The following is a 19408-nucleotide window of genomic DNA, read 5'->3' as shown; positions in this document are numbered from 1 at the left end:
ACCGCACATCACACCCGAAGCCTCGGGGTGGAGCAGTGTAGTGCGACATGGTGTCCCGTCCGAGCCGGACGGGGCTCCCGCCGCAGGCCACCCCCCTCCGAGGGGATGCCACCGAGGCGCCCAGCGGTTGCAGGGGCGCGGACGCCGCGCCCGGTGTCGTATCCGCCGGGTACCGTACGGCGGAGGTCAAGAGCCCGGTCGGCCCTATCCTCGATCCGGCCGGGAACCGATGGTGGGGAGGGGAACGGGCGCGTGCACATCGATCTGCTCGGACCGATGGCGGTGCGGCGGGAGGGCGGGACGGCGGTGACGCCCTCGGCGCCCAAACGCCGGGCGCTGCTGAGCGCGCTCGCCGTCCGGCTGAACCGGACGGTGGCCACCGAGGAGCTGATCGAGCTGGTCTGGGAGGGCAGCGCCCCGCCCACCGCCCGCGCCGCCCTGCAGGGCCACGTCACGGCGCTGCGCCGACTGCTGGACGGCTCCGGCCTGGAGCTGGGCACCCGAGGGGCCGGCTACCTGCTGGCCGGTGAGCCCGACCGGGTCGACGTGCTGCACTTCGGCCGGCTCTGCGAACAGGCGGGCGTGCTGCTCCCCGAGCCCGCCGTCCCGGGGGAGGGCGCCACGGCGGACCGGGCACTGTTCCGGCTGCGCGCCGCGCTGGACCTGTGGCGCGGCCCGGCGCTCGCCGACTGCGGCTCCGCCCTGCTGCGCGAGCGGACCCTCCCGCACCTGGCCGACCTGCGGCTGCGCGCCCTGGAGCGGCTGGCCGACGGCCTGCTCCGGGCCGGGCGGGGCGGCGAGCTGGCCGCCGAACTCGCCGAGGCCGCCGACGGCCACCCCGCCCGGCAGGAGCTGGCCGCCCGGCTGGTGCGCTGCCTGGAGCAGGACGGGCGGAGCGCCGAGGCCCGGGCGCGGTACGAGCGCGCGGTGGCCCGGCTCACCGGGCCGCCCGGCCCGGAGCTGCGCCGGGCCGGCGAGCAGTACGGTGCCAGGCCCGAGGGCAGCCGGACGGCCGGTGCCGGGCCCGCCGCCGACCCCCGGCCCGCCGCGGACCCCTGGTTCGTCGGCCGGAGCGCCGAACTCGCCCGGCTGGACCAGGTGTTGCCCGCCGCCCGGGACGGCCGCCCGATCCTGGTCACCGGCCCCGCCGGGGTCGGCAAGACCAGCCTGGTCCGGCACTGGACGGCCCGGTGCGGCGACGCCCACTTCCCGGACGGCATCCTCCGCGCCGACCTGCGCGGCTTCGCCCCGGACGGGCCGCGCCGACCCGCCGAGGTGCTCGGCGAGCTGCTCACCGCCCTCGGCGTCGCCCCGGACGCGCTGCCCGCCGAACCCGAGGACCGCGCCCGCCGCTACCGCGAACTGACCGGTGGTCGGCGGATGCTGGTCGTCCTGGACGACGCCGCCGACTACCCGCAGCTCGCCCCGCTGCTGCCCGACCCGCCGGCCACCGACAGCGAGCCCGCCCCGGTCACGATCGTCACCAGCCGCAGCCGGCTGCGCCACCTGCTGGTCCGCGCCGGCGGCATCCCGTTGCCGCTGGGCGTGCTCGGCCCCGACGAGGCCGCCGCCCTGCTCGCCCGCACCCTCGGCGCCGACCGCACGGCCGACGAGCCGGAGGCCGTCGCCGAACTCGCCGAGCGCTGCGACCACCTGCCACTCGCGCTGCGGCTGGCCGCCGCCCACCTGGCCGCCCGGCCCGACTGGTCCGCGGCCGACCTCGCCGCCGACCTCGCCGACGAGCAGAGCGGCCTGGCCGCCCTCTCCGGCACCGGCGCCTCCCACGGCCCGCTCGGCCTCACCGCCGCGCTGGACCGGACGTACCGCACCCTGGCCCCCGACGCCGCCCGGCTGTTCACCCTGCTCGGCCTGCACCCCGGCGCCGAGATCGGCACCGACACGGCCGCCGCCCTCGCGGACCTCCCGCCCGCCACCGCCCGCACCCTGCTGAACCGGCTCGACGCCGTGCACCTGCTGGAGGAGACCGGCCCCGGCCGGTACGCCCGGCGCGAGCTGGTCCGCCGGCACGCCGCCGCGCAGGCCGCCGAACTCGGCTGCGAGGAAGGGGTCCTGGCCCTCGACCGGCTGATCGCCCACTACCTCGACGTCACCGCCGGCTGGACGTCCGAGGGCACGGCGGCCGACGGCCGGGCGGAGGACTGGTTCCGCCGCGAGGAGAGCGCCCTGCGCGCGGTGGTGCTCTGTGCCGAGCAGAAGGACCGGCCCACCGCGGCCTGGCAACTCGCCCACCGGACCTGCCCGCTGTACGAGACCACCGACCACGACCGGACGCACTGGCGCGCCGTGGTCGAAGCCGGGCTGCGCGCCGCGCACGCGGACCGGGACGAGGCGGCGATCGCCCGGCTCGCCACCGACCTCGCCGTCCTGCACGTCGACCGCGCGGCCCACCGCACCGCCGCCGACCAGCTGGAACGCGCCCTCGCGGCCGCCGACCTGGCCGGTGACCGGGCGCTGCGCCACCACTGCCGCAGCCGGGTGGCCGCCGCCCTGCTGCGGGCCGGCCGGTACGAGCGCGCGGTACCCATGCTGGGCGACCTGGTGGCCGCCGCCCGCACCTCGGCCACCGACCACCTGCTGGTCCGCGCGCTCACCGACCTCGCCGACGCACTGGTCCTGGCCGGCGAGCCCGAGCTCGCCCTGCGCCACGCCGACGAGGCGGTGCGCGCCGCCACCGCCCGCTCCGGCGGTGCCGAGGCCGTCCTCGCCACCCACAGCCGGGCCCGCGCCCTCCACGCCCTCGGTCGCCGGGACGCCGCGCTCTCCACGGCCCGACTCGCCGTCGCCCTCGGCCGCACCGTCGGCGACCCGGCCCTCGAAGCCCGTTCCCACACCCTCCTCGCCGACCTGCTGGACGCCCTCGGTCGCACGGCCGAGGGCGCGGAGGCGAGGCGGCTCGCGTAGGGAGGTGCCGCCGAACTCCTCGCCGGTCCGTCGGCCGTCGACGTCCCCGGTCGGTCGGCCGCCGGTAGCGGAAACCGCCGATCGGCCGGCGGAACCACAGGCGGAACTATCGGCGGTTCGCCCGACGTGGAACCGCCTGTATCCCTCCGCCCCGTCCATGCCCGACCCTCCTGACCTGGGCGGATACCCGCGGAGCTGGCCGAGTAGGAGGAACCCGGCCACCGGGGCATACTTCTGCCTGGAAGGATCCGCCGGAGGCGACTCCAGGCAGAAGTGCGGAACTGAGCGGGACCGAGCGAGTGGGGGCGGGGCATGGCGGCCGGGGGCGGCACGGACACGGACGTGAACGAGTTCAGCCGTCTGCTGGCCGGACACCGGGTGGCGGCGGGCCTGACCCAGGAGGAACTCGCCGCGGCCGCCGGGGTCAGTCTGCGCGCCCTCGGCGACATGGAGCGCGGCCGCACCCGCGGACCGCAGCGCCGGACCGTACGGGCCCTGGCCGAGGCGCTCGTGCTGGACGGCGCGCAGGCGCGGGCGCTGGACGGAGCCGCGCAGGCCGGACGCCCGCGCGGGGCACGGCAGGCCCTCGCGCCCGCCGCGAGCCCCGCCCGGCCCGGCCCGCCGCGCGCGGACGCCTCCGCCCCGAGTGCGGCCGACACCCCGAGTGTGGCCGACGCCCCGCCCGCGGCCGACGCCCCGCCCGTGGCCGACGCCCCGCCCGTGGCCTCCGCCGAGGCCGGCCAGAGCGCGCTCGCGCTGCCCCGCGACATCGCCGACTTCACCGCCCGCGAGGACGCCCTCGCCCTGCTGGCCCGCCTGGCGGAGGACGAACGGCCGGCCCACCCGCGCGTGGTGCTGGTCAGTGGTCAGCCCGGCCTCGGCAAGACCTCCTTCGCCCTGCACGCCGCCCACGCCCTGGCGCCGCGGTTCCCGGACGGCCAGCTCTCCCTGGACCTCGGCGGCATGTCCCCGCAGCCGCTGTCCGCCCGGGACGCGCTCGGCCAGGTGCTGCGTGCCCTGGGCGTCGCCGACGCCGCGGTGCCCGCCGGGACGGAGGAGCGGGCCGGCCTCTACCGGGCGCTGGTCCGCGAGCGGCGGCTCGTCCTGGTGTTGGACAACGCCGCCGACGAGGGCCAGGTGCGCCCGCTGCTGCCCGGTTCGGGCCCGGCCGTGACCATCGTGACCAGCCGCAACGTGCTGCCCGGCCTGGAGTCGGTGCACCGGCTGAACCTGGACGTGCTGTCCCCGGCCGAGGCGGCCGGCCTGCTGGCCAGGATCGCCGGCCGGGAGCGGATCGAGGCCGCCCCCGACGCCACGGCCGAGCTGGCCAGGCTCTGCGGCTACCTGCCGCTCGCGCTGCGGATCGCCGGGCAGCGCCTGGTCGCCCGCCCACAGCAGCCGGTCGCCCACCTGGTGCGCCAGCTCGCCGCCGAGGAGAACCGGCTGGACCTGCTGGAGACCGGCGACCTGGCCGTCCGCCCGGCCTTCGAGCTGTCCTACCGGCGGCTGCCCGAGGAGTCACAACTCGTCCTCCGGCGATGTGCCCTGACGGCCGGTCAGGACTTCACGGCGGAGATCGCCGCGGCCTACGCGGGCCGGTCGGCGGCCCGCACCGAGCTGGTGCTCGAACAGCTCGTCGACGCCGGCCTGATGCAGGCCGCCACCCCGGACCGCTACCGCCTGCACGACCTGGTGCGGCTCTACGCGGGCGAGCGGCTGGCCGCCGACGAGACGCCCCAGGAGCTGGCCGAGGCCCGTACCCGGGCCGGCCGCTGGATCCTCGGCCGGGCGGCCGACTACGGACTGCGGTTCGACCCGGACCACGCCACGGCCGGGACCGGCACCGACGGCCCCGCACCCGCGTACCTCACCGAGGCCGCCGCCTGGCTGGAGCACGAGCACCCGGAGTGGCTGGCGGCCCTGCACCAGGCGCAGCGGGCCGGCCGGTACCGGGAGGTGGTGGACACCGCCGAGGCGATGCACTGGTTCTCGGACCGGCTGCTGAGCTGGGGCATCTGGGCCGAGGTGTTCCAGCTCTCGGCGGACGCCGCCCGGGCGATCGGGGACCGGCGGGTCGAGGCGGTGCACGTCAACTACCTGGCCTGGACGCACGTCACCTGCCTGCACCGCTACCAACGCGGCATCGAACTGGCCGCCGAGGGACTGGAGCTGGCCCGCGCGGTCGGTGACCGGGAGCAGGAGGCCTGGGCGCTCACCTACCTCGCCTCGGGCCTGCGCTACCTCCAGCGGCACCGCGAGGCGACCGACGCCTTCCACCGGGCGGCGGACGCCTTCGCCGAGGTGCCCAGCCGCTCGGCGATGATCGGCCGGCTGGTCACCCTGCGGGGCGCCGCCAACTGCCTGCGGGAGTCCGGCCGGGCGGAGGAGGCGGTGGAGTCGCGCCGGCGGGCGCTGGCCGGGGCGCTGGAGTTGGTGGAGCGCTGGTCCTCACCGCTGATCCACCTGCTCGCGGCCATGACCGCGCACGAACTCGGCCTGGACCGGGCGGCGTTGAAGCGGTGGCCGGCCGCCGAGAAGGCCTACCGGCAGGCCCTGCTGCACTTCGAGGCGGTGGGCCGCCCGGACAGCATGACCAAGACGCTGACCGAACTGGGCACCGCGTTGATCGAGCAGGGCCGCGCCGAGGAGGCCCGCGAGCTGCTCACCGAGGCGCTCACCGACCTGAGCGCGGAGGGCCCCCGCCCGGCACTGACCCGTACTGACCCGTACTGACCGGCACCGACCGGCGCGCCCGCCCCCCGGTCGTACCGGGAGCGGGCGCGGGTGCGGGACCGGGTGCGGGCGCGGGCCGAGGGGGCCGGCGTCAGATCCGGGTGTCCTCCACCACCGGCAGCGAGTTCACCGGCGCCGAAACCGGGCCGTCGGCCGGCGCCGACGACGGCGCGAAGGCCGTCCGCGACTCGGCGGCGGGCCGCTTGCCGCAGAAGGCCGGCTCCAGGGTGTTCATCAGCCCCTGCGTCACCGAACCGTTGTTGGAGGCGTTGGCGAAGACCACCACGCTGCGCCGCCCGTCCGGGGTGGTGAAGGACTGGCTGTTGAAGCCCTGCACGATGCCGCCGTGCCCGTACACGTCCCCGCAGGAGAGCGAGATGCGGCGCAGGCCCAGGCCGTAGGAGATCTTCGCGGTGGGCGTGGGCAGGGCGGCGGTCATCTGCCCGAGCGAGGCGTCCGAGACGAGCCCGCCGGCGCCGCCGGCCGTCAGCGCGGTGAGGAAGCGGTCGAGGTCCTCGGCGGTGGAGATGACGGCCCCGGCGCTCCACACCCAGGAGCCGGTCTGCTCGGTGGAGTCCAGCAGCGGCTTCGTCCGGTCGTCGTTGGTGAGGTAGCCGGTGACGTGGGCGCCGCGGATCGCCTGCTCGGGCACCACGAAGGAGGTCTTGCGCAGGCCGAGCGGCTTGATGATCCGCTCGTTCAGAACCTCCGGGAACGGCCGGCCGGTGAGGTGCTCGACCGCCAGGCCCATCAGCACGAAGTCGGTGTTGGAGTAGGAGTAGCGGGTGCCGGGGGTGTACTGCACGCCGTGCTTGACGGACATCGCCACCAGCTCGCGCGGGTCGTACACCGTGGTGCGGATGCGCGCCTCGAACGCGCTGGTGGTCTCCTCGCCGGCCTGCTCCAGCAGGTCGTTGGTGTGGTCGAAGATCCCGGCCCGGTGCTCCATGACCTGGCGGCCCGTCATGGTCCAGCCCTCCGGCAGGGTGCCCTCGGGCAGGTACTCGCGCAGCGGCCGGTCGAGGTCGATCCGGCCCTCCTCCACCAGCTGCATCACGAGAACGGCGGTGAACATCTTGCTGTTGCTGCCGACCCGGAACCTCCACGAGGAGTTCATCAGGGTCCCGTCCAGGTCGGCCAGGCCGACGTTCACCGAGCGGGTCCGGTCGATGGTGCCGTGGTCGCGGATCACCGCGAAGGCGCCCGGGGCACCGGCCGCGGTGGTGGCCTCCAGAGCGGCGCGCACGCCGGCGAGGTCGGGGGCGGTCGCGTCGGTGGTGTCCCGGCCGGCCGCCGCGGCGGGCAGGGCGCCGGTCGCCACCAGGACGGCGCCGGCGGCGGCCACCGCGAGCGGACGCAGAAGGCTGGTCTTCGCCATGTTCCTCGGCTCTCTCGTCAGCTGACACGGTGTCGGACCGCGTCGTTCGAAGATCACTATCACCGTCCCGGCGGCCGCTGGCAATGTGAACCGATTCGCCCGCTTTCTCCGTTGTCGGTGGGGGAATCGACCGGTCTCACCGTCCGTTTCCCACGCCGGGGCCAAGGTTTCACCTGCCGTCGCCTACCCGCGTCCACGGCGGCGACCCATGCTGTTCGGGCGCCTTTCGTGCCGGTCGTACCCCAGGCGCCGCACCGGAACGCCACATCCCGGCGGCAGGCACCTCCCGTCCCGGGCCCGCTCACCGGGCCGTCTCCCACCCGAGGAATTGTCATGACTTCGTCCATGAAGGCACCGAGTCCCCGCTCCCGCCGCACCGCGACCGCGATCGGCTCCGCCGTCGCCCTGCTGGCCGCCTCCGCCGGCCTCTGGGCGGCGACCGCCACCACCGCGCAGGCCGCGGCCCTGCCCACGCCCGACCACGTCGTCGTGGTGGTGATGGAGAACCACGCCTACTCCCAGGTCGTCGGCAGCAGCAGCGCGCCGTACCTCAACAACACCCTGATCGCGGGCGGCGCCAACCTCACCCAGTCGTACGGCATCACCCACCCGAGCGAGCCGAACTACTACGCGCTGTTCTCCGGCTCCACCCAGGGCCGGGTCGACGACAGCTGCGTGAAGGTCGGCGGCTTCCAGAGCGCCAACCTCGCCTCCGAGGTGATCGCCGCCGGCAAGACCTGGGCCAGCTACAACGAGACCCTGCCCAGCGAGGGCAGCACCGTGTGCAGCAGCGGCAAGTACGCGCAGAAGCACAACCCCTGGTTCGGCTTCGGCAACGTCCCGCTCAACTCGGCCAAGACCTTCACCCAGTTCCCGACCGACTACAGCACCCTGCCGAACGTCTCCTTCGTGGTGCCGAACCTCTGCAGCGACATGCACGACTGCTCGGTCGGCACCGGCGACACCTGGATCAAGAACAACCTGGGGGCGTACGCCACCTGGGCGCAGACCCACAACAGCCTGCTGGTCGTCACCTTCGACGAGGACAACTCGCTGTCCGGCAACCGGATCCCGACCGTGCTCTACGGCGCCCACGTGACGCCCGGCAGCAGCAGCTCCACCACCTACAACCACTACAACGTGCTGCGCACCCTGGAGGACCTGGCCGGCACCACCGGCCACGCGGGCAACGCGGCCTCCGCCGCCGACATCACCGGCATCTGGAACTGACCTGCGGTGATAAGGACTTGAACCCGGTCCGGGCCTCGTCCCGGGGCGGAGCCGGGTTCCGATCCCGAGCCCGGGCCGGTGGCCGTTCGGCCGCCGGCCCGGGTGCGGTCACGGGCTCGGCCCCGAGGGGTAGCGGCACCCGCCCCGGCGGCCGGGGTCGACCGGTGGGGGCCGTCCCTGGTATCGATAGGGGCGTGCGATTCGAACTTGTGCCGGTGCCCGACGAGGTGGGGGCGCGGCCCCGGGACGGGCGGGGCTACCCGGTGCCGGCGATCACGCCCTGGCAGGGCGACGTGCCGCAGTTCGCCCTGACCGACCACGGGCGCAGCGCCGACTGCGCGCTGGAGCGGCTGTGCTCGGTGTGCGGGCGGTTCATGGAACGCGGCCCGGTGTGGCGGGTGGTCGGCGCCGCCGAGAGCGCCGCGATCGCCGGGGCGCTCGCGGCCGGGCAGCCGTACCGCAACCTCGCGCCCACCATGGAGGGGCCCGGCCATCGGGCCTGCATGCTCTACGCCGCCATGGTCTGCCCGTACCTGGCACGCCCCAACGCCCGGCGGCGGGCGAGCGCCGAGGACGCGGCCGACGAGCTGACCTCGGCCGCCGTCCGGGGCGCGGCGCGCGGCGGGACGGGCGCGGTGGTCGGGTTCGGCGACTACGAGTATGCCGTCACCGAGACCAGGGTGCTGTTCCGCTTTCTCGACGTGGTCGAGTTCCTGCCGCACGAGTCGGCCGACGAGCACCTCGCCGAGCTGCGCGCCGAGTTGGCGAAGCCCTCTCGGCCCGGGTAGCACCCGGCGGCCCGGCCGGGCGTTTCCGCGTACCGTCAGGGGCGGTAGGAGGGCAGGCCCTTGATGGTGGAGACCTGGGTCGGCGCGGCCGAGCCGTCGGCGGGCAGGGTGCTGATGCCGTCCGGGGTGCGGACCGCGATGGTCCTGCCGTCGGGGGACCACGCGGGCTGGGTGTAGTCGGTGGCGGCGGACGGGGTGAGGTCCTTCTCGGCCTTCTGGTCGCCCTGCGTGGAGCGGGTGAACAGGTGGTCGTGCCCGTTCACCGAGCGGACGAAGACGAGGTGCTCGCCGTCCGGGGAGAGGGCCGGCTGCGAGCCCTTGCCCATCTCCCGGGTCGACGGCCGGATGTAGTCGTCGTACAGGTACACCTCGTTGGCCGGGGTGTTGGCGTAGACGATCTCGCCCCGGTGGCCGCCCGCGTTGGCCCAGGTGTTGCCGGTCTGCGGCGGCTGCGGGATCGGATCGCCGCCGCCCTCGGAGCTGCTCGGGGTGAGCACCTCGGGGGTGGCGCCGGGGGACTTGGTGGCGACCTTCTCCAGCCGCAGCGTGCCGCCCTTCTCGGAGGTGAAGACGATCGCGGCGAACCGCTCCAGCGCCTTGTCGCCGGTGTCGGTGACGATCGGGTCCTTGGTGGCGTGCCGCCAGGTGGGGTGGGACCAGGTCTCGCCGCCGGGGTTCTTGGCGAGGACGACCTTGCCGCTGCCGTCCGGGTTGGCGGTCACGAGGTCGCCGTCGCCGTTGACGAAGGCGGCCTTCCTGCCGTCGGGGGACCAGGCCAGGTCGCGGACGACGGTGCCGAAGTCGACGGTGGTGCCGTTCAGCGCGACGGTCCTGGTGCCGGTGGAGATGGTCAGGTGGTTGGCGGCCGAGGTGCCGTTGACCTCCTTGCCGCCGGGCGCGGCGCTGCCGGAGGGGGCGGGGGCGCCGGGCGCGGCCGTCCCCGGCGCCCCCGCCCCGGGGGCGCTGCCGGTCGGGGCGGGGGCGGCCGGGGCGGCGCTGCCGGTCGGGGCGGCGGTGGGGGCGGAATCGCCGTTCTCGGGGCCACAGGCGGACAGCAGGACGGTGCCGACGCTGACCATCAGGGCGATCGCCGCGGTGGTGCCGAACCGGTTCCGCATGGAGCTGTTGCGCACGGACATCTTCCTGGTCCCCCTCGATTGCTGTTCGCTTTCGGTAAGGAGCCTCGCAGCGCGAGGTCAGCGGCGGATGCCCGCCGTGTCACAGCCGTGGAACAGCGCGGGTGCGCCCGGGCCCCGCGGAGGGCACCGTTCAGAGCCCGAGCTCGGTGAGGCCCGGGTGGTCGTCGGGGCGGCGGCCGAGCGGCCAGTGGAACAGGCGCTCCTCGGCGGTGATCGGCAGGTCGTTGATGGAGGCGTGCCGACGGGCCATCAGGCCGTTCCCGTCGAACTCCCAGTTCTCGTTGCCGTAGGAGCGGTACCAGTGGCCGGCGTCGTCGTGCCACTCGTAGGCGAAGCGGACCGCGATACGGTCGCCGCCGTACGCCCAGAGTTCCTTGATCAGGCGGTACTCCAGCTCGCGCCGCCACTTGCGGGTGAGGAGGTCGGCGATCCGCTCGCGGCCGGTGAGGAACTCGGAGCGGTTGCGCCAGCGGCTGTCCGGTGTGTAGGCGAGGGCGACCCGCTCCGGGTCCCGGGTGTTCCAGGCGTCCTCGGCGGCCCGGACCTTCAGGCGGGCCGAATCCTCGGTGAACGGGGGCAGGGGCGGGCGCTGCTCGGTGCCGGTCTCGGGCATGGAGGCTCCTCGGAATGGGTGTTCCGTTGATGAGAACGATCGTTCTCACTGGTGTGGCTACCATAGGAGAACCATCGTTCTCACGCAAAGGGCACGGCAGATGGAGCAGGACGACCAGCGGACCCGGATCCTGGACGCGGCCGAGGAGCTGTTCTACGGGCAGGGCATCCAGGCGGTCGGCATGGACGCCGTCCGGGCCGCCTCCGGCCTGACCATGCGCCGCCTCTACCAGCACTTCCCGTCCAAGGGCGAGCTCGTCGAGGCCTACCTGCGGCGCCGCGACGGCCGCTGGCGGGCGAGCCTCGCCGTGTACGTCTCGCGCACCGGCGGCACCCCCGGGGAGCAGCTGCTCGCGGTCTTCGACTGGCTCGGCCGGTGGTTCGCCGAGCCCGGGTTCCGGGGCTGCGCCTTCGTCAACTCGCTCGGCGAGCTGGGCGCCGTCAGCCCCGCGGTGGTGGCCGCGGCCCGGCACCACAAGGAACAGTTCGGCGGCTACCTCGCGGGCCTGGCCGAGGCCGCCGGAGCCCCGCCCGCCACCGCCGTCCACCTGGCCCTGCTGGCCGAGGGGGCGATCACCAGCGCCGCCGTCCACGGCGACCCGACGGCCGCCGCCGACGCCCGGGAGGCCGCCCGGCTGCTGCTGGGCGCGACGGCGGCCCGGTAGCCCATCGCCCGGCCGCCCCGGACAACCGCCCTACGTCCGGGCCGGACCGCGCCGGGCAAGCACATTTCGCGTCAACGCGCGTTTATCTCCCATTGATCGTCGCCGCCTAGCCTCGGGCACATGGACGAGAGAGCGGCCGAGTGGCCGGGGGCGTTGCCCGAGGGGCGGATGACGGAGCAGGACACCGAGCGGTTCCGGCAGTTGCTGGCGCGGCTGGAGGACTCGCTCGCGGTGGACCGGAAGGCGGCGGGGCGCGATGCCTGAGTGCGCCGAGCTGTGCCCGCCGGCGGTGATGCCGGTGGCCGTCCTGCCGCTCTGGCGGCGCGGCGAGGCCGGGCAGGACCGGAACGCGGACCGGCCCGGGGTGCTGCGGGGGCACCCCGGGCCGGTGGCGGCCGGTCAGGAACGGGAGGCCGACGCCGCCCGGAGGGGCTGACCGGCCGGCCGCGTCAGCAGTCGCACCCGCAGTCGCACCCGCCGCAGCAGTCCCCGTCGCAGCAGTTGCAGCAGTCACAGCAGCCGGAGCAGTCGCAGTCGGGGCAGTCGCAGTCGTGCCGCTGGCAGAAGCCCTCGCGGCGCTTGCGGCTGAACGGGTCGTTGTGGTCGCAGCAGAGCAACTGGCAGCTGCAGGCCATCAGCGCCCACACGGCGCACCCGGCGAGCAGGTTGCGCGGGTTCGGCGGCTTCTCGCCGGGCGGGGTGAAGCCGGGGCCCTGCGGCACCCACGGCGGGACCGGCGCCTGGCCGGGGGGCGTCTCCCGCGGCGGAGCCTGGTGCGGGTGCTCGCCCGTGGTGCCGCCCGCCGCACCCGTGGCCGCGGCATCGCCCGCCGAGTCCGGACGGCGGCAGCTCGCCCCGTGCCGGGCCGGGCCGAAGACCCGCTCCACCGCGCGCTCGGTCTCGTGCGCGAGCAGGACGTGCACCAGCGCGCGGTCGGTCAGTTCGACCTCGCCCAGTGCGAGCCGGATGCCGTGCACGGCGTCCCGGCAGAGCCGCTCGGCCTCGGCGCGGTCGGTCCCGGTGGCGGTCAGCGGGTTCCAGGCGCCGGAGGCCGCGTCGGCGGCCTGGTCCTCGGCGGCGTCCAGGAGGTGGGCGAGCCGGCCGAACAGCCGCCCGGCCTCGGCGAGCGGGGCGGCGTTGCCGGGGCGCCCGGCGATCACGGCGGTGTGCGCGAAGGCGGCCGCGGTGGCGGTCTCGGTGGGCTCGGTGACCAGCAGGACGGAGCCGCCGGGCCGCAGCGAGCGCTCCAGCTCGCCCTGCCGGGAGGCCGCGTCGAGCAGCACGGCGGTGTCGAAGCCGACGATCGAGGCGCTGCCCGCGCTCTTCCGGTCCCAGCGCCGGGTGACGGCCCGGGCTCCGGCGGCGACCGGGCGGCGGGCGAAGACGCCGTCACGGTCCTCGACGTGGTCGCGGATCTTGACCGAGGCGAGTGCCAGGGACACGGCGGCGGCGAGGCGGGCGCCCTCGCCCTTGGCGACGGAGGCGGTCCGCATGCCGCGCAGCGGGCAGGGCCCGGCGGTGCGGCGCCAGGAGGAGTCCTCCCGGGCGGTCTGGGACTCGACCAGCACGGAGATGATCAGACCGTCGTAGTTGGTCGCCGTCCGGGCGAGCTGCCCGTGGTCGTCCCGCAGCGCGAGGCAGAGCCCGCACAGGTGGGCCATCCACGAGGTCTGCAGTCGCTCGGACAATCGATGCCTACACGGTCTGATGATGCCGAACACGCTGGTCCCCCTCGCTTCACGGGCCGCCGACCGGCCACGATTCGGCGCACATCATATGATCGGCGCCCCTCGCGGGCCGAGGCCCCGTCAAGCCGCGGCTTCGAGCGGGACGACGGTCGCCCACCGCTCCTGGGGTTCCGGAGGATCGCGTCACTCCTGAGGTTCCGGGCGGACGGATCCGTCGGCCCACGCCCGGTGAGTGGATCTCAGATCCGGGATAGCATCACGAATATGGGAATCGACACGGCCGCCGACGAGCGGCTGGCACAGCGACTCGCCGAGCTGAGGCTGGAACACGGGTGGACCCTGGAGGAGTTGGCCCGGCTGGCGGACGTCAGCCGGTCGACGCTGTCACGGGTGGAGCGGGCGGAGGTCAGTCCGACGGCCGCGCTGCTCGGGCGGCTGTGCGCCGTGTACGGGCGGACCATGTCGCGGCTGCTGGCCGAGGTGGAGTCCGGCCCGGACCGGCTGGTGCGCGCCGGGGAGCAGCCGGTCTGGCGGGACGGGACGACCGGCTTCGTCCGCCGGTCGGTCTCGCCGCCGCACGGCTCGCTGCGGGCGGAGATCATCGAGGGCCGGCTGCCGGCCGGGGCGGACATCGCCTACGACCGCGCCTGCCCGCCCGGCCGGGAGCACCACCTCTGGCTGTTCGAGGGGAACCTGGAGCTGACGGTGGACGGCGAACCGCAGCCGCTGGGCCCCGGCGACTGCCTGCGCTACGTCGGCGCCACCAACCGCTTCCGCAGCCTCGGCCCGGGCGAGGCCCGGTACGCGCTGGTGGTGGTCGAACCGTGAGCGCCGCCACCGGCCCGATAGCCGAGGAGCCCGGGAGGAGCAGGGCCCCCGAGGGGCCCGGGAAGTCCCAGCAGCCCAAGGAGCGCTTCGACGCCGCCGGGCGCAGGGTCCTGCTGGTCTGCGTCGCGGGCGGCTTCACGACGCTGCTCGACCAGTCCGTCCTCAACACCTCCATCCCCGCCCTGCGCGAGACCCTGCACGCCGGGCCCGCCGACCTCCAGTGGATCGTCGCCGGCTACTCGCTCGCCTTCGGCCTCGCGCTGATCCCCGGCGGGCGGCTCGGCGACGTCAGGGGCCGCAAGTGGTTCTTCGTCACCGGCCTCGCCCTGTTCACCCTGGTCAGCCTGGTCTCCGCGACCGCCACCGAACCCGGCGTGCTGATCGCCGCCCGGCTGGTGCAGGGCGCGGGCGCCGGCCTGGTCAACTCCCAGATGATCGGCACCCTCCAGGACGTCTTCGACGGACAGCTGCGGGCCCGCGCCCTCGGCATGTACGCCGTCACCGGCAGCCTCGCCTTCGCGCTCGGCCCGCCGATCGGCGGCGCGGTGCTGGCCCTGGCCGGCCCCGAGCACGGCTGGCGGCTGACCTTCCTGCTCAACGTCCCCTTCGGCCTGGCCACCGTCGCCCTGGCGGCCCGTCACCTGCCGAAACCCCGCCCCAGCGCGCGGAACGCCAACCTCGACGTCCTCGGGCTGCTGCTGGTCGCGGCGCTCACCCTGGCCCTGATGCTGCCCTTCGTCCGGCCGCCCGGCTGGACCGGCTGGCTCGCCTTCGCGGCCGCCGCCCTGCTGCTGCTCGGCGCGCTCGCCTGGTGGCAGCGCCGCTACGCCCGGGCCGGTGGCCGGCCACTGATCCACCCGGCCCTCACCCGCTCCGCACCGTACGCGCTCGGGACGGCCACCGCGATGGCCCAGTTCGGCTCCTCGCTGGCCGCCTCGCTGGTCCTGACCATGTTCCTCCAGGACGGCCTCGGCCTCTCCCCGATGGGCGCCGCGCTGGTCGCGCTGCCCTCCGCCGTGGCGATGGGCGTGGCCTCCGCGCTGGCCTGGCGGGTCGTCCAGCGCCACGGCCGGCGCACCGTCACCGCCGCGATGGCCGGCTCCGCGCTCGCCATACTGCTCAGCGGGCTGCTCGCGCACTGGGCGTCCGTCACCGTCCTGCCCTGGCTGCTGGCGCTGCTGCAACTGCTCGGCGGCGCCTCGATCGGCCTGATGGGCTCCACCAACCAGGCGTACGTGCTGCGCCACGCGCCGGCCGAGGCGGCCGGGGTGAGCGGGGCGATCCTGCAGATGGCCCAGCGGATCGCGGCGGCCGTCGCGGTCTCGGCGCTGTCCGGGGTCTACCTGCGGGAGACCGCCGGCGGCGGCGGGCACCGCTCCGCCTACCTGACGGCGAGCGTGGTGTGCGCCGCGGTGGCCGGACTCGCCGTCCTGACCTCGGTGTTCGCCGGCCGGGCCGCGGCGCGGGAGCAGCGCGAGGAGGAACCGGTCGCGGTGAGCCGAGGGCGAACGCCGGTCCGCTAGCCGATGCCAGGACCGTACCGTGGCGGGCATGACCGACGTACGGAACCGGACCGTGGACCTGCCCGGAGCGACGCTCGCCTACCGCGAGAGCGGGCGGCCCGGCGGACCGCCGCTGGTACTGCTGCACGCCCTCGGCGAACGCGCCGCCGACTGGGACACCGTCCTGCCGGACCTCGCCCCCGCCCACCGCGTGTACGCGCTCGACCTGCGCGGCCACGGCGACAGCTCCCGCACCGCCTCCTACTCCCTGGAGGCGATGCGGGACGACGTGCGGGCCTTCCTCGACGCCCTCGGCCTCGCCCGGGTCGACCTGGTCGGCCACTCGATGGGCGGCGCCGTCGCCTACCTGCTCGCCCAGGCCGCGTCGGAGCGGATCGACCGGCTGGTCCTGGAGGACATCCCCGCGCTGTACCCGCGCCCGGCGAGCGCGCTGCCCGAGGACCCGGACCCGGACGTGCACTTCGACTGGGCGATGGTCCGGGCGGTCCGGGCCCAGCTCGACGACCCCGACCCGGCCTGGCGGGCGGGCCTGGCCCGGATCACCGCCCGCACGCTGGCGGTGGCCGGCGGCCCGGCCAGCCACATCCCGCAGGAGCGGATCGCCGAACTCGCCCGGCTGATCCCGGACTGCCGCCTGGTCACCGTCGAGGCCGGGCACCTGGTGCACGCGGCCCGGCCGGCGGAGTTCGTCGCCGCGGTGGCGCCGTTCCTGGCCCGCTGAACCGCCGGGGCCGGGCCGCTGAACCGGGGGCCGGGCCACTGAACCGCTGGGCCCGGGCCGGGCGGATCAGACGCCGTGCTCGACGGGCAGCCGCCCGTTGCGCACCGCCGTCAGCAGGTCCGCGTGGTCGGCCTCGGTGCGGTCCGCGTAGGCCACCGCGAAGGCGGCGACCGCCTCGTCCAGCGCCTCGCTCTTGCCGCAGTACCCGGCCAGCAGGCCCGGGTCGACGGTGTGCGAGTGCGCCCGGGCCAGCAGGGCGCCGGTGATCCGGGCGTAGTCGTCCAACTGCGAGGGCTGCAGCGCGGCCGGGTCGACACTGCCCTTGCGGTTACGGAACTGCCGTACCTGGTACGGAAGTCCGTCGACGGTCGTCCAGCCCAGCAGGGTGTCGCTGACCACCTGCATGTGCTTCTGGCCGAGCACCACCCGGCGGCCCTCGTGCCCGTCCGGCTCCGACTGCGCCCCGGCCGGCAGGTACGGCAGCAGCGCGGACGGCCGGGCCTCCTTCACCTGCAGCACCAGCGGCTGGTCGCGGTGGTCGGTGAGCAGCACCACGTACGAGCGGGTGCCCACGCTGCCGGTGCCCACCACCCGGAACGCCACGTCCTGCACCCGGTAACGGGACAGCAGGGTGCGCACCTCGGCCGGCACCGTCTCGACGTACGGGCCGAGCGCGTGGGCGACGGCGCGGGCGGTCGCGTCGGTCACCTCGGTGAGCACCGGGGGAGCGGCCGTGAAGCGCCAACCGCCGTCCGCGGTCCGGGTGGTGCTGCGGGCGGCGAACCGCGCGCTGGTGTTGCCGAGCGCCTTCGCGCCGACCTTCCGCAGCACCTCGGCGAGGTCGTGCGCCTCGGCGAAGGAGACCAACTGCTCGTCCGCGATGGCGTTCCAGGCATCCAGTCCGGGGAGCTTGGCGAGCGTGCGCACGGTCCGGCGGTAGGAGCCCGCCACGTGCTGGGCGGCCTCGCGCGCGGTGGCCTCGCTCGCCCCGGTCTCCCGGGCGGCCAGCACCAGGCTGGCGGCGAGCCGCTTGAGGTCCCACTCCCAGGGGCCGCGGACGGTCTCGTCGAAGTCGTTGATGTCCAGCACGATCTGGCCGCGCGCATCGCCGTACAGGCCGAAGTTCGCGGCGTGCGCGTCCCCGCAGAGCTGCGCGTTCACCCCGGTCACCGGGGTGCCCGCGAGATCGGCGGCCATCAGCCCGGCCGAGCCGCGCAGGAAGGCGAACGGGGTCGCGGCCATCCGGCCGACCCGGATCGGCACCAGCCGGGCTATTCGGCCGGTGTTGGAGGCCTCCAGCGCGGTCACGGCCGTCGGCCGGTCGGGCGCGGGCGTGAACTCCGCGTGCCGCTCCCGGGGCACCCGCGTCCGCAGCTCCTTGCCGCGTTCCCGCGCCCGCCCGTCCTGCGCCGAGGCGAACCCGGCCACCGCGAACCCGCGCCGGGTCCGCTCGTCCCGCCCCGCCGTCGGCCCCGACTGTGCCTCGACCACCTCGGCCCCACCCACGTGCGCCACTTTCCCAGCCCGTCCCTTCCGGTCCTCACCCCGCCCGCGACCTGCGCGGACGTTCGTCCGGGGGGATGGACGTACGGGGTGGCGCGGTGGTTCCGGGGGAGGGCGGTCCGCTTGCGGTGTGTGGCGGTGGTGCGGGGCGGCGAGGAGCGCGTGGGGCGCGGGCGCGGGGGCCGCGGAGAGGGCGAACGCTCCTGCGGCAAGCGTTGGTTCGGGGGGATGGACGTACGGGGTGGCGCGGTGGTTCCGGGGGAGGGCGGTCCGCTTGCGGTGTGCGGGGCGGGGAGGAGCGCGTGGGGCATGGGGGCGGACGTTGTGGGCAGGTGAAGGCCCCTGGGGGCAACGTGCGTTCGGGGGAGGGTGAGGTGCCGGGTAGCGTGGTGCGGATGAACGATCTCGGGGGGAACGGTCTTCGGGCGCACCGGCGTACGCGCCTGGCGGCGGGGTGCGCCGCCGTGCTGACGGTGGTGGCCGGGCTGGGCGTGCGGGCGGTGCTGGGCGGGGAGTTCGCCAAGTGCGCCGGGGACGCGCTCTACACCGTCCTGCTGTACGCCCTGCTGGTGCTGGCCGTGCCGAGGGTGCGCCCCGGCCGGGCCGCCACGCTGGCCGCCGCGCTCAGCTGGGCCGTGGAGCTGTTCCAGCTCACCGGTCTGCCGGACGCCTGGGGGCGGCACAGCACACTGGCCCGGCTGGTGCTGGGCTCGACCTTCAACCCGCCGGACCTGCTCTGGTACCTGGTCGGCGCGGGCTGCGCGGGCCTGCTCCACCGGCTGTTGCGGACCTCCCGGGTCGCAGCAGCCGGCGGAGCGGAAGCCGCCTGAGCGGAAGCCGCCTTAGCCGACCGCCCTGACGAGCCGTCAGAACGGAAGCAGCTCCGGTCGCTTGGGCTCGAGGTGGTCGCCCGAGGACTCGCCGCGCAGGCGCCGGCCGACCCAGGGCAGCAGGTGCTCACGGGCCCACTGAATGTTCTCCCGCCGCTGGTCGGCGGGGCTGAGCGCGCGGGCGTTCGGCCACGGGGCCTCCGGGTCCTGCTCGGTGCGCAGGCCCAGCGAGCGGGCGGCCAGCAGGGCGACCCGCTGGTGGCCCTCGGGGGACAGGTGCAGGCGGTCCTCGCTCCACGCGTGGCGGTCCTGCACCGCGCGCAGCGACCACAGGTCGGCCACCTTGCAGCCGTTGCGGTCGGCGACGGCGCGCATGTGCCCGTTGTAGGTGGCGATCTTGCCGCGCAGGTGCTTCAGCAGCGGCACGTCCTTGGTGTCGAAGCCGGTGCAGATCAGCACCGTCCCGGCGTTCTCGGCGAGTTGGACGACGGCGGCCTCGAAGCGCTCGGCGACCTCGTCCGGGTCGGCGCCCGGCCGGAGGATGTCGTTGCCGCCGGCGCAGAAGGTGACCAGGTCGGGCTGGAGGCGCCGCACCTGCGGCACCTGCTCGGCGGTGATCTGGTCCAGCAGTCGGCCGCGCACCGCGAGGTTGGCGTAGCGGAAGGCGCCCGGCGGGCGTCCGGCGGCGAGGAGCCCGGCGAGGCGATCGGCCCACCCGGCGAACCTGCCGTCGACGCCGGGATCGTTCAGGCCCTCGGTGAAGCTGTCCCCGAGGGCGGCATACGAATCGAGGTCAAGGGTCTCCTGGAGATTCGGCATGAAGGAGATAGTTCACCCAATCAAGTGAC

The 19408-nt window shown here is 75.5% G+C and carries 17 protein-coding genes; 11 read left to right on the top strand and 6 right to left on the bottom strand.

Features of this window, described 5'->3' with window-relative positions:
- The first annotated feature begins 252 nt into the window (after positions 1-252).
- Positions 253-2922: a BTAD domain-containing putative transcriptional regulator gene (locus tag ACGF13_RS23095; protein WP_392877989.1), complete on the top strand. Its 2670-nt coding sequence runs from the start codon at positions 253-255 to the stop codon at positions 2920-2922.
- Between the two features lie 342 nt (positions 2923-3264).
- On the top strand, positions 3265-5655 hold the full coding sequence (locus ACGF13_RS23090; RefSeq protein WP_392877987.1) for an ATP-binding protein: 2391 nt from the start codon (positions 3265-3267) through the stop codon (positions 5653-5655).
- 91 nt (positions 5656-5746) lie between these two features.
- On the opposite strand, the gene ACGF13_RS23085 is transcribed toward ACGF13_RS23090, so the two are convergent.
- On the bottom strand, positions 5747-7033 hold the full coding sequence (locus ACGF13_RS23085; RefSeq protein ID WP_392877985.1) for a serine hydrolase domain-containing protein: 1287 nt from the start codon (positions 7031-7033) through the stop codon (positions 5747-5749).
- Between the two features lie 333 nt (positions 7034-7366).
- On the opposite strand from ACGF13_RS23085, the gene ACGF13_RS23080 reads away from it, so the two are divergent.
- Positions 7367-8263, top strand: coding sequence for an alkaline phosphatase family protein (locus tag ACGF13_RS23080; RefSeq protein WP_392877983.1), 897 nt, complete (start codon positions 7367-7369; stop codon positions 8261-8263).
- 194 nt (positions 8264-8457) lie between these two features.
- Positions 8458-9051, top strand: a complete 594-nt coding sequence (locus ACGF13_RS23075) for a hypothetical protein (RefSeq protein ID WP_392877981.1) — start codon at positions 8458-8460, stop codon at positions 9049-9051.
- A 35-nt stretch (positions 9052-9086) separates the two neighbouring features.
- Here ACGF13_RS23075 and ACGF13_RS23070 read toward each other — a convergent pair whose 3' ends face one another.
- Both ACGF13_RS23070 and ACGF13_RS23065 read right to left on the bottom strand, forming a co-directional pair.
- On the bottom strand, positions 9087-10184 hold the full coding sequence (locus ACGF13_RS23070) for a hypothetical protein (RefSeq protein WP_392877979.1): 1098 nt from the start codon (positions 10182-10184) through the stop codon (positions 9087-9089).
- Positions 10185-10320: 136 nt separating this feature from the next.
- On the bottom strand, positions 10321-10803 hold the full coding sequence (locus ACGF13_RS23065) for a DUF1348 family protein (protein ID WP_392877977.1): 483 nt from the start codon (positions 10801-10803) through the stop codon (positions 10321-10323).
- 100 nt (positions 10804-10903) lie between these two features.
- On the opposite strand from ACGF13_RS23065, the gene ACGF13_RS23060 reads away from it, so the two are divergent.
- The 3 genes from ACGF13_RS23060 to ACGF13_RS23050 all read left to right on the top strand — a co-directional run bounded on the left by ACGF13_RS23060 (position 10904) and on the right by ACGF13_RS23050 (position 11903).
- On the top strand, positions 10904-11467 hold the full coding sequence (locus ACGF13_RS23060) for a TetR/AcrR family transcriptional regulator (protein ID WP_392877975.1): 564 nt from the start codon (positions 10904-10906) through the stop codon (positions 11465-11467).
- A gap of 120 nt (positions 11468-11587) precedes the next feature.
- Positions 11588-11731, top strand: coding sequence for a hypothetical protein (locus ACGF13_RS23055; protein WP_392877974.1), 144 nt, complete (start codon positions 11588-11590; stop codon positions 11729-11731).
- Entirely contained in the window at positions 11724-11903 is a 180-nt protein-coding gene (locus ACGF13_RS23050; protein WP_392877972.1) for a hypothetical protein, read from the top strand. Before ACGF13_RS23055 ends, ACGF13_RS23050 begins: the two co-directional genes overlap by 8 nt.
- 13 nt (positions 11904-11916) lie before the next feature.
- Here ACGF13_RS23050 and ACGF13_RS23045 read toward each other — a convergent pair whose 3' ends face one another.
- Complete coding sequence (locus ACGF13_RS23045) at positions 11917-13188, bottom strand: DUF5685 family protein (protein ID WP_392877970.1); 1272 nt, start codon at positions 13186-13188, stop codon at positions 11917-11919.
- A 231-nt stretch (positions 13189-13419) separates the two neighbouring features.
- On the opposite strand from ACGF13_RS23045, the gene ACGF13_RS23040 reads away from it, so the two are divergent.
- From ACGF13_RS23040 to ACGF13_RS23030, 3 genes are read left to right on the top strand one after another with little or no spacing between them, the layout of a single operon-like run.
- Positions 13420-13983: a helix-turn-helix domain-containing protein gene (locus ACGF13_RS23040; protein ID WP_392877968.1), complete on the top strand. Its 564-nt coding sequence runs from the start codon at positions 13420-13422 to the stop codon at positions 13981-13983.
- A complete protein-coding gene (locus tag ACGF13_RS23035) occupies positions 13980-15506 on the top strand; it encodes an MFS transporter (RefSeq protein ID WP_392877966.1) in 1527 nt (508 codons plus the stop codon). The genes ACGF13_RS23040 and ACGF13_RS23035 overlap by 4 nt, the downstream gene beginning before the upstream one ends.
- A 28-nt stretch (positions 15507-15534) precedes the next feature.
- Positions 15535-16227: an alpha/beta fold hydrolase gene (locus tag ACGF13_RS23030; RefSeq protein ID WP_392877964.1), complete on the top strand. Its 693-nt coding sequence runs from the start codon at positions 15535-15537 to the stop codon at positions 16225-16227.
- A gap of 66 nt (positions 16228-16293) precedes the next feature.
- Here the strand turns inward: ACGF13_RS23030 and ACGF13_RS23025 are convergent, their stop codons facing one another.
- Complete coding sequence (locus ACGF13_RS23025) at positions 16294-17742, bottom strand: DUF2252 domain-containing protein (protein WP_392877962.1); 1449 nt, start codon at positions 17740-17742, stop codon at positions 16294-16296.
- A 383-nt stretch (positions 17743-18125) separates the two neighbouring features.
- On the opposite strand from ACGF13_RS23025, the gene ACGF13_RS23020 reads away from it, so the two are divergent.
- A complete protein-coding gene (locus ACGF13_RS23020) occupies positions 18126-18560 on the top strand; it encodes a DUF2809 domain-containing protein (RefSeq protein WP_392877960.1) in 435 nt (144 codons plus the stop codon).
- 36 nt (positions 18561-18596) lie between these two features.
- Here ACGF13_RS23020 and ACGF13_RS23015 read toward each other — a convergent pair whose 3' ends face one another.
- Positions 18597-19379: an SGNH/GDSL hydrolase family protein gene (locus tag ACGF13_RS23015; RefSeq protein WP_392877958.1), complete on the bottom strand. Its 783-nt coding sequence runs from the start codon at positions 19377-19379 to the stop codon at positions 18597-18599.
- Positions 19380-19408 lie beyond the last annotated feature (29 nt).

It is taken from the genome of Kitasatospora sp. NPDC048286 (genome assembly GCF_043201735.1).
Lineage (GTDB): Bacteria > Actinomycetota > Actinomycetes > Streptomycetales > Streptomycetaceae > Kitasatospora.
The sequence above is the reverse complement of the archived record's forward strand: the minus strand, read 5'-3'. Positions and strand labels throughout refer to the sequence as shown.

Coding starts and splice junctions, on each gene's coding strand:
- ACGF13_RS23085 (WP_392877985.1), bottom strand. CDS start 7,033: ATGGCGAAGACCAGCCTTCTGCGTCCGCTCGCGGTGGCCGCCGCCGGC.
- ACGF13_RS23015 (WP_392877958.1), bottom strand. CDS start 19,379: ATGCCGAATCTCCAGGAGACCCTTGACCTCGATTCGTATGCCGCCCTC.
- ACGF13_RS23030 (WP_392877964.1), top strand. CDS start 15,535: ATGACCGACGTACGGAACCGGACCGTGGACCTGCCCGGAGCGACGCTC.
- ACGF13_RS23065 (WP_392877977.1), bottom strand. CDS start 10,803: ATGCCCGAGACCGGCACCGAGCAGCGCCCGCCCCTGCCCCCGTTCACC.
- ACGF13_RS23080 (WP_392877983.1), top strand. CDS start 7,367: ATGACTTCGTCCATGAAGGCACCGAGTCCCCGCTCCCGCCGCACCGCG.
- ACGF13_RS23040 (WP_392877968.1), top strand. CDS start 13,420: ATGGGAATCGACACGGCCGCCGACGAGCGGCTGGCACAGCGACTCGCC.
- ACGF13_RS23060 (WP_392877975.1), top strand. CDS start 10,904: ATGGAGCAGGACGACCAGCGGACCCGGATCCTGGACGCGGCCGAGGAG.
- ACGF13_RS23055 (WP_392877974.1), top strand. CDS start 11,588: ATGGACGAGAGAGCGGCCGAGTGGCCGGGGGCGTTGCCCGAGGGGCGG.
- ACGF13_RS23020 (WP_392877960.1), top strand. CDS start 18,126: ATGAACGATCTCGGGGGGAACGGTCTTCGGGCGCACCGGCGTACGCGC.
- ACGF13_RS23050 (WP_392877972.1), top strand. CDS start 11,724: ATGCCTGAGTGCGCCGAGCTGTGCCCGCCGGCGGTGATGCCGGTGGCC.